This is a genomic window from Clostridium hominis (genome assembly GCF_014287825.1).
Classification (GTDB): Bacteria; Bacillota; Clostridia; order Clostridiales; family Clostridiaceae; genus Clostridium; species Clostridium hominis.
Window position 1 is genome coordinate 182,284 of record NZ_JACOOO010000025.1, and the last position, 16,313, is coordinate 198,596.

12 protein-coding genes are annotated in these 16,313 nt (G+C 28.1%); 10 read left to right on the plus strand and 2 right to left on the minus strand.

The window, feature by feature from the left end; translation table 11 throughout:
- Nucleotides 1-15 precede the first annotated feature (15 nt).
- Nucleotides 16-1,791 (minus strand): flavocytochrome c, encoded by a 1,776-nt coding sequence (locus H8S20_RS12395; protein ID WP_032119435.1) that lies wholly within the window; start codon nucleotides 1,789-1,791, stop codon nucleotides 16-18.
- 158 nt (nucleotides 1,792-1,949) lie between these two features.
- On the opposite strand from H8S20_RS12395, the gene H8S20_RS12400 reads away from it, so the two are divergent.
- From H8S20_RS12400 to H8S20_RS12445, 10 genes are all read left to right on the plus strand, one after another.
- Nucleotides 1,950-3,689 carry a cache domain-containing sensor histidine kinase gene (locus H8S20_RS12400; protein ID WP_186860319.1) on the plus strand — a complete coding sequence of 580 codons (1,740 nt, stop codon included), beginning with the start codon at nucleotides 1,950-1,952 and terminating at the stop codon, nucleotides 3,687-3,689.
- Nucleotides 3,667-4,410, plus strand: a complete 744-nt coding sequence (locus H8S20_RS12405) for a response regulator transcription factor (RefSeq protein WP_186860320.1) — start codon at nucleotides 3,667-3,669, stop codon at nucleotides 4,408-4,410. Before H8S20_RS12400 ends, H8S20_RS12405 begins: the two co-directional genes overlap by 23 nt.
- A gap of 119 nt (nucleotides 4,411-4,529) precedes the next feature.
- Nucleotides 4,530-5,441 carry a helix-turn-helix transcriptional regulator gene (locus H8S20_RS12410; protein WP_186860321.1) on the plus strand — a complete coding sequence of 304 codons (912 nt, stop codon included), beginning with the start codon at nucleotides 4,530-4,532 and terminating at the stop codon, nucleotides 5,439-5,441.
- Between the two features lie 86 nt (nucleotides 5,442-5,527).
- Nucleotides 5,528-6,145 (plus strand): GyrI-like domain-containing protein, encoded by a 618-nt coding sequence (locus tag H8S20_RS12415; RefSeq protein WP_186860322.1) that lies wholly within the window; start codon nucleotides 5,528-5,530, stop codon nucleotides 6,143-6,145.
- Between the two features lie 18 nt (nucleotides 6,146-6,163).
- Complete coding sequence (locus tag H8S20_RS12420; protein ID WP_032119431.1) at nucleotides 6,164-6,925, plus strand: N-acetyltransferase; 762 nt, start codon at nucleotides 6,164-6,166, stop codon at nucleotides 6,923-6,925.
- Between the two features lie 214 nt (nucleotides 6,926-7,139).
- Nucleotides 7,140-9,596: an FAD-dependent oxidoreductase gene (locus H8S20_RS12425; RefSeq protein ID WP_186860323.1), complete on the plus strand. Its 2,457-nt coding sequence runs from the start codon at nucleotides 7,140-7,142 to the stop codon at nucleotides 9,594-9,596.
- 25 nt (nucleotides 9,597-9,621) lie between these two features.
- Nucleotides 9,622-10,074, plus strand: coding sequence for a LytTR family DNA-binding domain-containing protein (locus H8S20_RS12430; RefSeq protein ID WP_186860324.1), 453 nt, complete (start codon nucleotides 9,622-9,624; stop codon nucleotides 10,072-10,074).
- A complete protein-coding gene (locus tag H8S20_RS12435) occupies nucleotides 10,067-10,501 on the plus strand; it encodes a DUF3021 family protein (protein ID WP_186860325.1) in 435 nt (144 codons plus the stop codon). Before H8S20_RS12430 ends, H8S20_RS12435 begins: the two co-directional genes overlap by 8 nt.
- Before the next feature lie 151 nt (nucleotides 10,502-10,652).
- Complete coding sequence (locus H8S20_RS12440; protein ID WP_186860326.1) at nucleotides 10,653-12,362, plus strand: diguanylate cyclase domain-containing protein; 1,710 nt, start codon at nucleotides 10,653-10,655, stop codon at nucleotides 12,360-12,362.
- Entirely contained in the window at nucleotides 12,363-13,379 is a 1,017-nt protein-coding gene (locus tag H8S20_RS12445) for an oxidoreductase (RefSeq protein WP_186860327.1), read from the plus strand.
- 245 nt (nucleotides 13,380-13,624) lie between these two features.
- Here H8S20_RS12445 and mprF read toward each other — a convergent pair whose 3' ends face one another.
- Nucleotides 13,625-16,183 carry a bifunctional lysylphosphatidylglycerol flippase/synthetase MprF gene (gene mprF, locus H8S20_RS12450; protein WP_186860328.1) on the minus strand — a complete coding sequence of 853 codons (2,559 nt, stop codon included), beginning with the start codon at nucleotides 16,181-16,183 and terminating at the stop codon, nucleotides 13,625-13,627.
- Between the last annotated feature and the right edge of the window lie 130 nt (nucleotides 16,184-16,313).

Sequence of the window (16,313 nt, forward strand, 5' to 3'; positions counted from 1 at the left end):
TTATATAACATGTTATTATTCTGCTTTTGCAGCATTTCTTCCAGCAACTCTACCAAATACAGTTATATCTGCAATGGCATCACTACCAAGTCTGTTTGTTCCGTGGATATCTCCAGTAACTTCACCAGCAGCGTAAAGACCATCAATTACTTCACCAGCTGTATTTAAAACTTCAGCATTTGTATTGATTTTAATTCCACCCATTGTATGGTGTATAGCTGGTCTAGATTTCATGATGTAGTATGGACCATCAGTAAATGCTACAAGTTCACCTCTTTTATTGAACTCTAAGTCTTTACCGTTAGCGGCATATTCATTATAGTTTGCTACAGTCTTTTTAAGCTCTTCAGCATCAATTCCAAAGTGAGCTGCAGCGTCTTCTATAGTATCAGCTTTAACTAAAATACCTCTTTCAATTAAGTTATCATATTCTTTTTTATGCTTAACATTTACTTTACTAGCTTCCATAGATGCTTCATCCCAGAACATGTATGATACGCTATCAGTTTGAGCTACAGTAGCTTTAGAAATAACATCACGTCTTTCTAATTCTTCAACGAATCTCTTACCCTCTTTGTTAACTAATATTGATCTACCTTCTAATCTTACGTCACCGACATAAAGTAAAGTACCAGTTTCAGGATCACAAGTTGGATATGTTTGAATGTATTCCATGTCTACTAATTGAGCACCTAATTTTTCAGCCATAGTGATACCGTCACCAGTGCTTCCTACAGAGTTTGTAGAAAGAATTTTCTCGTTCATTTCTTCGTTATACTTAATTCTCATATCTAAGTTAGAACCAAATCCACCAGTTGCTAATATTACACCATTGCTAGCTTTGTAAGTGATTTCTTTTCCATCAAAATTTGCTTTTACAGCAACAACTTTTCCATCTTCTTGTACTAATTCAGTAGCAGCAGTATTTAAATGAGTTATAACTCCAACCTCTTCTGCTTTCGCTGATAATTTTTGAATTAACTCAACACCGCTTGCATCTTTTGGAACAAGACTTCTCTTAACAGAGTGTCCACCAAAGAATAGCATATAATCTTCGAAAGTTACTCCTATTTCATTTTTAAGCCACTCAGCATCAGTAGTAGCGTTGTCAGCTAATACTCTTACAAGCTCAGGATCATTTTCATTATCTCCACCCTTTAATATATCTTGGTAGAATTGCTCCTTACTATCTTCAATAGATTCTTTTTCTTGTAGCCAGTTTCCAGGAGCAGCCATTTCTCCACCAGAGATTAAGGTATTACCACCAACCATAGGCATTTTTTCAACTAATATTACAGAGGCACCGTTTTGAGCAGCTTCGATAGCAGCAGTTAAACCAGCACCACCACCGCCAAGTACGATAACATCAGCAGAGTATTCAGCTTCTCTTTCTTCTTTTGAAACTTCACCTTCTTGAGCTACAAGCTTGTCTGTACTAGCTCCAGTTTTATTGAAAGCATCTTTAACAGCTTCAAGTATACCTGTAGAACTTAAGGTAGCTCCACTTACCATATCAACTTCTAAAGTATTTTTAGTTATCATTTCAGCAGACATTTTTTCTAATGCATCTGCATAACCAGGAGTTTCACCATGTTCTACTACCTTTATATCAGATATTTTTGAATCTTTCATTGTTAATTCAACAACAATCTTTCCACCTTTTCCTGTACCTTCTCCAGTATAAGTTCCATCTGGAATTCCTGAATCTGATGAAGAAGTAGATCCACATCCAACTACAGACATACTCATTGCAGCACAAAGAATTAATGCTAACACTCTCTTTTTAACCATTACTATCATCCTTTCGCTAATAAAAACAATTTTATTGTTGTTTTATATTAATTATCATGTTTATATTATAATAGGTATCAAATAAAAAGTATTTGCAAAAGTTTTCACAAAGTTGTACTTTTACGAACTAACAAGGTATAAAAGGGGAGATTTTACAAATGAAAATAGGAACAAAGATAACGATTTTATTTACTTCTTGTGTAACAGTTGTACTAATAGTTTTTCTTGTTTTGGCAGGATCGAAAATAATTAATTCTGTTAATAAGATGACTTACGATTTAAATACTGATGTAATTGAATCCAAGGCACTTGATGCAGGGTTATGGTTAAATCAGAGGATTAGTGAGATTAGAATTATAAGTCAACTTGAAGAAGTTATGAATATGGATATGGAGAAAATAAAGCCATATATAGATAGACTAAATGATAGGTTAAGCAAACTTTATGGTAATGATTTTGGGACCTTTGCTATTGGAAGTACCAATGGCCTAGGATGGGTAAGTGATGAATTAACTATAGATATTTCAGAAAGAGAATATTTTAAAGAGGCTATGTCAACTAATGCTGAGTATGTTATTAGTACACCTATAGTTTCTCATACTGATAAGGCTCCAATAGTTACTATTTGTTATCCTATATATAATGAAGATGGAATAAAGACTGGATTTATAAATGGCGCTATTTCTTTAAAGAAGATTTCTGAAATTGCAAGAAGTATAGATTTTTATAATTGCACATCATGGATAATGGATAGTGAGGGGAATATGTATTCAGCTCAAAAACCAGATGATATTTTAGTAGAAGATATTAATAAATTAGAAGAGATAATTAGAACTTATCCTAATACAGGAGTGGGTTCATACGACATAATGGAAGGCAAAAAAGTAGACAAGGTTGTATTTTTTACAACTATCCCAAATACTAGAGGCTGGTCACTTTGTAGCATGGTATCTGCTAAAGAGCTATCTAGGGATAAAGATAGATTAGTGTATACAGTATTATTTATATGGGGAGGGATGTTAATTATATCAATAATATTATGTACTGCTGTTAGTAGGTCTATATCTAATCCTATAAATAAATTAACAAAGGCCATAAAGAAGATGGAAGATGGGGATTTAGAGGTTTATTGTGATGTTAATATTAATAGCAATGATGAAATTTCCAATCTTTCTAGAAGCTTTAATAGCATGGTAAGTAAAATAAGATTTCTTATGGATAGGATATACGAAGAGGAAAAAGAAAAGCGATCAGCAGAATTGATGGTGTTACAAGCACAAATAAATCCACATTTCTTATATAATACTTTAGACAATTTACAATGGAAGGCTTATGATTATGATGCACTTGAAATAGCTGAGATGGTAGAAGCATTATCAAACTTTTTTAGGATATCTTTAAGTAATGGACAAGAGTTTATACCTTTGAGCGAAGAAATAAAACATATTGAAAATTATTTGTTTATTCAAGAGAAGAGGTATGAAGATATTTTAAAGTTTACTATTGATTTTGATTCAAGCTTAAGTGAGATTACAGTAATAAAACTTATTATTCAACCTATTGTAGAAAATGCCATTTATCACGGAATTAAGCCAAAGCTAAGTAGTGGAAATATAGAGGTATCTGTTTATGAGATAAATGATTATGTATATATTTCAGTATATGATGATGGTGTAGGGATGGATGAAGAAACATTAAATGAACTTAGAGCATCACTAAATATAAAAAATGAAAAGTTTGGATATGGATTATATAATGTGAGTCAAAGAATAAAGATTGTATACGGTGAAAATTCAGGAGTAGAAGTAAGCAGTACCTTAGGGGAGGGCACTACTGTATTAATAAAAATTCCAATAACAAATAAGGAGTATATAGATGATAAGAACAGTAATTGCTGATGATGAAAGAGTTATAAGAAACGGATTAAAGAAAATGTTAGAAGTTTCTGATTTACCACTTAATATTGCAGAACCTGCAGCAAATGGACAAGAGGCTTTAGAAACTATTAAGAAGTTTTTACCTCAAATACTTTTAATGGATATAAATATGCCAGGGATAAAAGGGTTAGATGTTATAGAGATGGTAAAGCCTTATATTCCTGATTCAAAAGTTATAATTATTTCTGGACATGATGATTTTAAATATGCCCAAAGAGCCTTGCAATTAGGGGCTTTTGATTATTTATTAAAGCCTATAAATAAAAAGCAACTTATAGATGTTATTAAAAAAGCTATAGATAATATAAAAGAGAAGGATATAGGCAATGTTGTAGATGTATCAAAATCTAAATTAGACAATGGTAGATCTATAGCAAATAAGGCTATTGAATATATTAAAGAAAATTATAAAGATGCTGAAGTAAATTTAAGCAATCTTTCTAAAATGTTTCATGTTAGTGAATCTTATATGACTAGAATAATAAAGAAAAAAGTAAATAAAAGCTTTTCTGCATATATAACTGAGCTAAGGATGGAGGAAGCTATGAAGTTATTAAGCGAAAGGGAAGATATAATGGTTGGGCAAGTTGCTGAGATAGTTGGATATTCAAGTCATCATTATTTCTGTAGAGTATTTAAGACATATACTGGGTTATCGCCATTAGAATATAAAAATAGGTAAAGATAAAGCCTAATAAGTGAGGTTAGAGGAAGTTATTTAAGTATATATGATGTAAAGTTATAATAGCTAGTAAGGAATTTTATTCAGTACTAGCTATTTCGAATTAAAAGGAGAATAAAATGCAGATTAATAGATTGATAGAGATAACAGTGATACTTTTAAATAAAAATATTGTTACAGCTAAAGAGCTAGCAGAAAAATTTCAAGTATCTACAAGAACAATATACAGAGACATTGAAGTTTTGTCATCTTCTGGAATACCAGTATATATGAGTAAGGGAAAAGGTGGAGGAATTTCACTTTTAGAAGGATACTCAATAAATAAGACAATATTATCTGATAGCGACAAACAAAGTCTTATAGTTGCACTTAAAACTTTACAATCTATAAAGTATCCTGAAGTTAGTTCTGTAATAGATAAAATTAGTTTTATGTTTAATAAAGGGGAATTAGAAAATTGGGTAGAAATAGATTTTTCAAGGTGGGGAAGTAATTTTAATGAAGGTGATAAATTTACTTATATAAAAAATGCAATATTAAATAATAAGTTAATTAAGTTTTCATATGTAAATAGTATTGCAAGTGAATCAAAAAGAATTATTGAGCCGATGAAACTTATATATAAAGGTCAAGCTTGGTATTTATATGGATATTGTAGATTAAAAGAGGACCTTAGAATGTTCAGAATAAGTAGAATAAAGGATTTAGAGTTACTTAATGAAGGGTTTATTAGAAGAGAGATAGATAAAATAGAGGTTAATAATGCACAGAAAGAAAATATAAATTTAATTAAGTTAAAGTTATTATTTAATAAAGAAGCTTTATATAGAATTCTTGATGAGTTTGATAGTAAGGATGTAGTTGATAAAGGTAATTATACATATGAAGTAAGCATGGAACTACCTGAAAGTGAGTGGATTTATGGATATATTCTTTCTTTTGGCTGTAACGTAGAGGTTTTAGAACCAGCTTATATAAGAGATGTTATAGCTAGTAGACTAGAGAAAATGATAAAAATATACTCTTCTTAAAATAATATGACATATAGATGTCATATTATTTTAGTTATAGTAAGTTAAAGAGTTAAATAGATTATAGACGATTAGGAGAAATAATTATGAAGTATGAGTGGAGAAAAAAAGAGAAGGAATATTATCTGCCAAAATCAAAACCAGAAGTAGTTGATATTAAGGAGTTTAAATTTATTCAATTAAGTGGTGAAGGAAATCCAAATAGTGAAGGGTTTTCTGAAGCTATTGGAGTTTTATATTTATTAGCATATGCAATAAAAATGATGCCTAGAAATGGTATAGATATAGATGGTTATTATGATTACGTAGTATATCCTTTAGAAGGTTTATGGGATTTAAAAGAAGAAGCAAGAGGTAAGGAAGTTTTAGATAAAGATAAGCTAGTCTATACATTAATGATAAGACAACCTGATTTTGTTACTGAAGAAGTATTTAATAAAGCTATGGAAATAGTTAAAAAGAAAAAGCCTCATAGATTATTAGATAATGTTAACTTTGAAAGTAGAGAAGAAGGAAAGTGTGTTCAAATGATGCATATAGGATCTTTTGATGATGAAGCTATGACTTTTGAAGTAATGAAAAAGTTCTGCAATGACAATAATTTAGAAATAAAGACATTGGTTCATAGAGAAATTTATATATCAGATTTTAGAAAGACAGCAACTGATAAATTAAAGACTGTTTTAAGATATAGGGTGAGATAAAAATGAGAGGAATAATTTATGGAGATTATAAAAATAACTGAAAGCAATATTGATACTGAACATATATGTTGCTCAATTGCTGAAAAGAAGGGTGAAAATTGCATTCAGTCTAAAAAGGATTGGATGAGGGAAAGACTGAAGGAAGGCTTAATATTTAAAAAGCTAAATGTTAGAGGAAAGGTTTTTATAGAGTACATTCCAGCAGAAAGTGCATGGTTTCCTTTTAATGCAGAAGGGTATATGGTTATAAATTGTTTTTGGGTATCAGGGCAATATAAAGGAAAAGGTATATCAAATTTATTATTAGAAGAATGTATTAATGATAGTAAATTACAAGGAAAAAGAGGAATTGTAGTATTGTCATCAAAAAATAAAAAGCCATTTTTAAGTGATGGAAATTATTTTAAATATAAGGGCTTTAAAGTAGCAGATACTGCTAAGCCAGATTATGAATTGTTATATATTTCGTTTAATGAAGATGAAGTAGCACCTTCAATAAAAGAATGTGCAAAAAATGGAGACATAGAAGAAATGGGATTGGTATTAAATTATTCTAATCAATGTCCTCATACGGAAAAATATGTTCAAATAATAAAAAAAGTAGCAGATAGTAGAGAGTTAAAGATTAAAATAAATAAATATAAAAATAAGAGTCAAGCTCAAAACGCACCATCACCATTTACAACATATTCTTTATTTTATAATGGAAAGTTTATAACCAATGAAGTATTAAGCGAGAAAAAGTTTATAAAAATTCTAGATGATTGCATAGAATATTAAAAGAAACTAGTAAAGGATATACAATCTGTATAATTGGAAGTGGTGAAGTAGATATTAGATATGAGAAGGCAAATTAAAATAAACTTTTATGCTTTTCGTATATCAATTTATGCAACTTACAATATTAAAAATGTAACATACCGTTTCTTATATTGATAGATAAATCTATATGCTGTAAAAATAGTATATAGATTTTTTTCAAAGGAGGATTTGTATGAGATACGATGTAATTGTAGTTGGCGGTGGACTTGCTGGATTATCATCAGCATTAAAATTATCCAAGAATGGAAAGAAGGTAGCTGTATTTGAGAAGCATTATATGATAGGTGGATATGCTACTAATTTCAAGAGAAAAGATAAGGATGGAAACTTATATGTATTTGATGTAGCTTTGCATGGAATAGGGGGATTATTACCTGACAATATTTTTTACAATCATATGAAAGGTATAGATATGATTGATAAAGTAGAGTTTTTAAGAAAGAGTGAAACAGCAACAATTTTTAGTAAGAATGAGGAAATAGATATTCCAGACGATTTTGAAGAGTATTTAAACCTTCTAATTAATAAATATAAAGATTGTGAAGAAGGGATTAGAGAATTATTTTATGAGATAAATGAATTGAAATTAGAATTAGGATCAAAAAAAATTCCAATGATTTATCAAAAATTGCAAAATATAAGCTTATATGATTATTTAAAATCTTTTAATTTAGATGATGAATTAATTAATGAGTTTAGCTTCTTATGGTTATATTATGGATTACCGCCTAAAAAGCTAAATGCATTATACTATATTTTAGCGTGGATATCTTACCATATTGGTGGTACATTCTATGTTAAAGGGGGAGCTGGAAAGTTATCTGATACCTTCGTAGAAGAGATAAAAGTAAATGGTGGGGATATTTATTTATCAAGCGAAATTGTTAAGATAGATGTTAAAGGTAAAAAAGTTACTGCTATACATACTAAAAGTGGTGAAGAGTATAGGGCAGATGAATTTATATTTGCTTGTGACCCTATTCATCTTACAAATTTAATGAGTGATGATAATAAAGTGGTAAAAAGTTATAAAAATAAGCTTGAAAATAATGATATAGGAATTAGTTTATCTCAGCTTTATGTCGGGCTTGATTGTAAAACAACGGAAGTCGGAATAACAAAGGGAGATTACCTAATAAATACAGCAGATCATGAAGTGTCTTATGAAAGTGCACTAAAAGGAGATTATTCAAATACAAGCTATGGAATAACAAGTTATGATATATTAGATCCTGATTTGAATAAAGATGTAGGAGTATTTGTAGTAGTTGTAGCTGATCATATAAAAAATTGGCCAAGTTATAAAAGTGATGAATATAAGGCTAAAAAAGAAGAAGTAAAAGAAGAATTATTAGAGTTAGTCTATAGGTATTTCCCAGATGTTAAAGATCATATAAAGGTAGTAGAACTAGGAACACCACACACTATGAAACGTTATACAAATAATTCACAAGGTGCTGTGTACGGGTTTGAACAAAATATAAAACAAGGTGGATTTAATAGATTATCTAATAAAGCAGATTTTACCAACGTATATTTAGCTGGTTCTTGGACCAATCCTGGGGGAGGATTTGAAGGAGCTATTACTGGTGGAATTTTAACAGCTGAAAGGTTGTTAAGAGAAGAGGAAATTGCGCTAGATAAATTAGTTAAGGTTACCGAAGAAAATGATGATTTAGTAGTTCCTGATATGGATATAAATACTTTTATGGTTGGAATGGCAGCAAACTTTGATTCAAAAACTGTTTCTAAAGGGGAGAAGATATTATTAGAATTTATATTTGACCATAATAGTAAATATTATATTCAAATAAAAAATAAAAAAGCAAGGCTACTTCGTGAAAATACAGAAGATAAGATAGATGTAACTATAAAAACGTCATATAAGGTTTGGTTTAATATAGCATTTTGTGGATTAGATGGTAAAGGGGCTATGTTTGATGGAAAATTAGTGGTGTTAGGAAATTCAAATATTTTTTTAAAAATACCGGAGTACTTTAGCACGAGCTCTTTAAAGAAGGGGCCTAAAAGCAAAGATGGTAGTCAAAAATTAGAAGCTAATAATATTTTAAAAGATGAGACAAGTAAAATTAATATATTAATATGGTTAACTTTAACACTATTGCCATGGATAGTAACAGATATTATAAGTGATTATTATATTAATGGTTCAGTAATAGCTTTAGGAAGTGTTTTATATACATCTGTATTGATGTTATTTATAAAGCCAAAGAGGTTAAAGGAAGTTACTAAACTAGAAGGTTTAACACTTGTAACTTTTGCGATGTATGGATTAACTTATAACTTAATGTCAGATATTTTTAAGATGGAAGGTAAATATATGATAAATATAGCATTAATACTTATATTTTTAATTTCAGCTTTAATTAGAAAGCCTATAACAGAAGATTATGCTAAAGAAGCTTATAACAAGAGAATGGTAAAGACTAATTTATTTAAAAATATAAATATTAAGTTGACATTATTATGGGCAGGAATATTCTTAATTCAATTTATTATAAAAGTTTCTATAGCAGGACCATTAAGTAATGTATCTCAATTTTTAGCTATAATTGGGTTGATAATATCATATTATTATCCTAAACTAAAACTAAGTGAGTTTTCATAAAAAATATATTTAATGAGGTATAGTTTTGAAGATCAATATAGAGGAAATAGAAGGATTTGGAGAAACAGAGATAAACATAAAATGTGAATCTGTATCATCGGAAATATTAGAATTCATAAACGAATATAAACTTTTGGATACGAGGATTTGGGGAGTATTAGAGAAAGAATCTTATATATTAAATCCAATTGATATATATTATATTGAAACTATAGATAATAAAGTATTTGCATATACAAGAAATAGGGTATATGAAATAAGTCATAAGCTTTACGTACTAGAAAAGATGTTACCAAGTAAATACTTTTTTAGAGCATCAAAGTCAATGATAATAAATATTTCAAAAATAGTTAGCATTAAGTCTTTACTTAATGGGAAAATGGAAGCTAATCTTGATAATAATGAAAAAGTAATTATTTCAAGGGCTAATGTATTTTTATTTAAAGAGAAGCTGGGGGTTAATAAGAGATATGAGTAGTATGAAATCATTTTTTTATAAATTTTGTGTAATGTTTACTGTAATTACTATAACATATGGTATATTTAACGTATTTACAAGCTTAGATGAAATATTTCATAGAGGATTTTTACAGTGTTTAGGCTTAGCAGTAATATTTGCTGTAGTATTAACAGCTTTAGATTCTTTAAGCAATAAGATTAAATTATTAGCTAGTGATTGTTTTGTTTGGATACAATATCTAATTCTAGTAACTATAATTGTAAGTTGGGCAATATTATTTAGGTGGGGAGATTGGAATAATATATGGTATATAATTATATTTGTAGGCTCTTTCACCTTAATATATTTATTTGTATATTTCTTTATAGATTTATCTAATAAAGAAGAAGATGATAGATTGAACAAACAATTAAAAAAATATCAAAAAGACATAAGCGATAAATAATATATAACTGTCATATAAATTTACATGACAGTTATGTTTTAAATTAGTTATCATAAATATTAAAAAATATGTATATTTGTAGTAATGTTATACAGTACATAATATAATAAGGTTATAATTTAGAGAGAAGAGGTTCTATAGGAGTTATCTTATGAAAAAAAACTTATTTAAAAAGCTTTTTGTTCTTTCCATTATAATAACAGTATTATTAACATTAATATCTCTTGGAATAATTCTGAGAAGTGATAAAAAATATACTAATAATAAAGAAAAGAATGAAAAAGTCAAGATACTAGGGGAATATACAATCAATGATAGTAAAGAAAAGTATACTTTGAATAACAATAATAGCCTAAAGTTAGAAGGGAACAATAAGATTGTTATCAAAGGACATTTTAGCAGTGATATTCCTAAAAATAAAATGCTAATGATGAGAACTGATAATTTGAAAGTGAAAATATTTGTAAATAATAAGAAGGTGTTTGGTTTTGGAGAAGAAGGAACATATACACGGTTTTCAAAATCTCCAGGTAATTGCTGGAATAGTTTTGTTTCTCCAGGGATTTCAAGGGAGGATAATGTAATAATAGAGTTATATAATGCATATACAGACCATGTAGAGTTTACATTTACTAGTTTTTTAGATAATTTATATGTTGGTTATGAAAGTATATTAATAGTAGACAATATTAAAGGGAAATTTATTAATTATTTAATATCTATTTTTCTTATATGTTTAGGAATAATAGTAAGTGTAATCTCTTATATTTTATTCAAGATGAAAAGATCAATGTTAAAACTTATATGTTTTTCAGGATTATCTATATCAACAGGAATTTGGAGTTTTATAGATTTTGATCTACAAAGATACTTTACACCATATCCGGTGTTTAATAATAGTATTGATGTTTTAGCATTATTGTTTATGATATTTTTTTCATTAGGCTATTATGCATTATTTTTAACTGATATTAGAAAAAATGTATTATTGGGATTAGCTCAAGCTATATTAATTTTTATTACATATTCAACAATAATGCAACTTATAGGAGCTAATGATTATTATGATTATTTGAAATTTATTCAAATAATATGTGGAAGTTTTTCAGTAATTATATTAGTTTGTACAGTTTATGAGGCACGTGTTTTTAAAGAGAAGGAAATTGTAAAACTATCTATATATAGTGTAATTCTCCTTATTGGAGTCTTAGCCGATGCTATTTGTAATTTAACTGAGATAATGCCATATGCTATTTGGTTTAGACTAAGCTTTGTTATTTTTTTAAGCATTCAATTTATAAGAATACTTAGAGATATAAAAAATATTATAATTGAAAATGCGAAGTTAGATGTATTACGTGAAATTGCATATAAAGATGCTTTAACAGGTATTAATAACAGAAGAGCATATTTAGAACAAGTTGAAAAGTTAAAATCAGATTTATCTAGTACATCAATATTTTCAATAATAGTATTTGATGTAAATGATCTTAAAAAAGTAAATGATATGTTAGGTCATGAAGCTGGAGATAAACTTATAATAGATTCTTGTAATATTATTTCTAGTGTATTTAATAGGAATGATGTTTATAGGATAGGTGGAGATGAGATAGTAGTTATATTAAAGAATATTGATACATACAAGTGGGACAAGTTAATAGATAAGTTTATAGATGAATTAGAAGAATTTAATTTGTTAAATAATAGAAAAATTAGTATAGCATATGGAGTAGCTACTTATGATAGTACTAATGATAAGTCATTTGAAGAAGTATTTTCAAGAGCAGATGATGCAATGTATAAAAATAAGATGGAACTTAAAAATAAAAAATGTATATATAAAATTAGGGAGGGTAATTAAATGCTTACAATAGGATATATAGGAAATGGAAAAAGCACTAATAGATATCATTTACCATTTGTTATGCAAAGAGAAAATATAAAGGTTAAAACGATATATCAAAGAAATCCTAAAAATGAAAAGTGGGATAGAATTGAAGGGGTAAAGTATACATCTAATTTAGATGAATTATTAAATGATAAAGAAATTCAACTTATAGTAGTTTGTACAAGACATGATAGTCATTATGAATATGCTAAATTAGTATTAGGGCATAATAAACACTGCTTAGTTGAAAAGCCATTTATGGAAACTTCAGAAGAGTCAAAAGAAATATTTGAACTTGCAAAATCAAAGGGATTAATTGTCCAAGCATATCAAAATAGAAGGTTTGATAGTGATTTTTTAACAGTACAAAAAGTAATTCAGGATGGAAAATTAGGTGATTTATTAGAGTTAGAAATGCACTTTGATTATTATCGTCCAGAAATCCCAGAATCGGTAGAGAGATTTGTTCCTTCTGAGTCATATTTATATGGTCATGGATGTCATACATTAGATCAAGTTATTAGTTATTTTGGAAAACCAGATAGTATAAGTTATGATGTTAGACAATTACTAGGTGATGGCAGAATGAACGATTACTTTGATTTAGATTTATATTATGGAACATTAAAAGTATCTGTTAAATCTAGTTATTTTAGAATAAAAGAAAGACCAAGCTTTGTTGTATATGGTAAAAAGGGATGCTTTGTTAAGCAAACAAAAGATCGTCAAGAAGAACATTTAAAACAATTTTATATGCCAGATAATGATGATTTTGGGATTGATAAAGAACAACATTATGGTATATTAACCTATATTGATGAAGAAGGCACTGTTCATGAAGAAAAAGTTAAATCTGTAAATGGTGATTACGGAAGAGTTTATGATGATTTATATCAAGCTATCATAAATGGAAAAGAAAAAACTATTACAGATGAGCAAACACTATTACAAATGGAAATTCTTGAAACAGGGGTTAAGAGTTTAAAATAGAAATTGAAATAAGGTGCGAGCTAAGGCCCACAAGTGAAAAGTCGACTTTGTCTATGTGAAAAGGCTACTACGTAGCGGGGAAAAGTTAACTACGTTAAGGGGAAAGTTCTACTATAGTAGCAGAAAAAGATATTTCATCTCGTTAGAGATCTTTTCCTTATTGCCATAGGCAATGTTTTCACCTCAGCTTCAGCTGACATTTCCCCTTTGACAAAGTTAAACTTTTCTCCAAAGTGCTTCGCACTTTATATATTAAGTGTTTCCTCTATCGTTTTCTTTATGCTTTCTTCAACCGGTATCTTTTTGGTAGGGCGAGAAACGATAAGTAGTACGTTAGAAACGCAACTTAAAATAGAGTAGTTTTTTCTATATGCTATATATCTGTTTTCCCATATTGAAGCATATTTCTTTTTAAAGTTTTTAAGTCCTGAGAATGAGTATAGCATATTTCCGTATTGAAATATTTGATAGGCTATTTTTTCTCTTAAAAAGGCATATTTACTTTCACCGACATTTGATAGTGGAGCTAGTCCCATATTGAATTTCTTGTATCCGTGATCTTTTCCGTATTCGAATATCTTAACTAATAAGAAATCCATTATTCCGTTGAGTTCTATTTCTTTAAATCTAATTAAATCGACAGAGATAGTTTCATTATTATCATACATAGGCATTAGATTGGTAAAGGCTTTAATCTCACCTTCAGAACTTTTTACTATAGCTATATCTGATAAAGAAAGATAATCTACATCAAAGAAGCCAACAGAAAATCCCTTTTCATTTTGTCCTTTAAGCCATTCATCTGATATAGAGCGTAGCTCCTCAATAAATTCATTATTATACGGAGGACTAACTACTGAAAAAGTATATTCATGTTTTTCAATTCTAGAAACGGCTTGTCGCTTACTTTTGTTCTTGTTACCTACTAGGGAAAAGCTTTCTAAGTCTACAAAAGCATCTTCACCAAGTTTCATAAATTCAAATCCCATTTCATGTAGAGTTGGTATTAATTCTTCATCTATAGCTGTGAATATTAAAGTATATCCATAAATATCGGCTAGGCTATAGAATTCCTCTATACAATTAATAAAATCAGGTTTATTACCAACAGGATTACCTAACACAACAATTTTATTAGATGAAATTTGATATTGTAATGCTACAGTTTCAGCTTTGTTCATATAAATATACTTGTCCTCTAAAAATGCATAATGTATTAATCTTGATCCACCATAAGTAGAGATTAGTTTGTTTAACTTCTCTTTATCTAGAGGATGTTTAGGAAACTTATTTTTAGAGTTATTATAGAATAATATAACTATGAATATTAAAGAAATTCCTAACGCGAAGAATAAGTCAGCTGTAAAGGATTCTTTTTGATTTGCTAAAAGAGAAGGACTAAATTTTGATAATATGCCTAATCTTATTTTACCAAACTTTAATAAAAACAAATTAATTGTAAGTATGCTTAAAAAGATAAATAAATCTTGGAAAGCATGAGACCATGTCATTATAAATCCTTTTCTATAAAACTTACTTTTACTTGTAATTAATAAAAATAAAATTGTAATTAGAACTATTATTTCTCCTGCTCCAAAAGAGAAGATAATAAGTGGGGATGCTATTATAAGTAAAGTAAAGTTAATCCAATATGCTTTTATAGATTTATAATATAATATTCTTCCTGAAATAATTAATAGGAAGGATAGTGTTATAGTTAATGTTGGTGAAAGTCTATCCATTAAGGTAAAGTTATTACCTAAATTAGCAATTTTAGCAGGTATTATTGAATCATGAACAAAAAAGATTAGCATACAGAAAGCTAGAAGAAAAATAAATGTACATAAAATAAAATGTGAAGTTGTAGCTAATATATTTTTTATTAACTCTTTTGCTTCTAAATTAACTTTTTTGTATAAATCCAAAAGATAAAGTACTATTCCTATAAGCATTGGTACTAAGTAATAGCTAATTCTATATAAAAGTATTAATAGTAATACTTGCTCAGAAGGAACTCCATAATTTCCAAGCCCAACTAATAATGCTAAGTCAAAAGTTCCTACACCACTAGGAGTCATACTTATCATTGCTACAATTATAGCTGATACATAAACTGATAGAAAATCAATTGGATTTATTTTTACATCTAATATAAGCATTAATCCATATATAAGAATTATAGTAGTTATCCATTCAGATATAGATATTAAACATACATTAATTGAAAATAAGAACTCTCCTGAATCTTTTGATTTAAAATAGTTACGAATTAATATTGCTAATATTATTGGTATATAAAGTGATATTATAACTGCAGCAATATTAGTTAATCCAGAAAAATCACCTTTTATTAAGTTTGAAATTGAAAATACAAGGCATACCATAGCAAAACCACTAAGATTAAACACGACTATTTTGGAAAGGATTTTAGTAAGCTTTTTATTATCGTCAGTATAGTTAGAATAAAAGTGATTTTTAAGTATAATAGCAGAACTGCCACCAAGCCCAACAACGTTAGATATTGAACTAGCAATCCAAGAATATTTATATAATCTTGACAGGCTAAGATTTATTTTAACTCTCTTTCTTACCAATAAATCATAAAAGGATAAAGGTAGATAAGAGATTATTCCCAAAGCTGCAACTATTAGTAATTTATCAAGAGTTAATTTATCTGCATATAGATACAAGAGTCTTTTGTCTATATTGATTAATATTGAATAAAATTCTTTTAATGCAATAAATAAAACTATAGATATAAGTGAAATTTGAAATATCTTTTTATAAGATGATTTAATTTTCAAAATGAATCCTCCTCTGTAAATATTATAAAAATATGATTTTATTCATAATAATACCATAATATCATAAATTCATTAACAAAAAATTAATATTTTCTTAACATAAAATAAATATATTCTTATTTTAAAAATA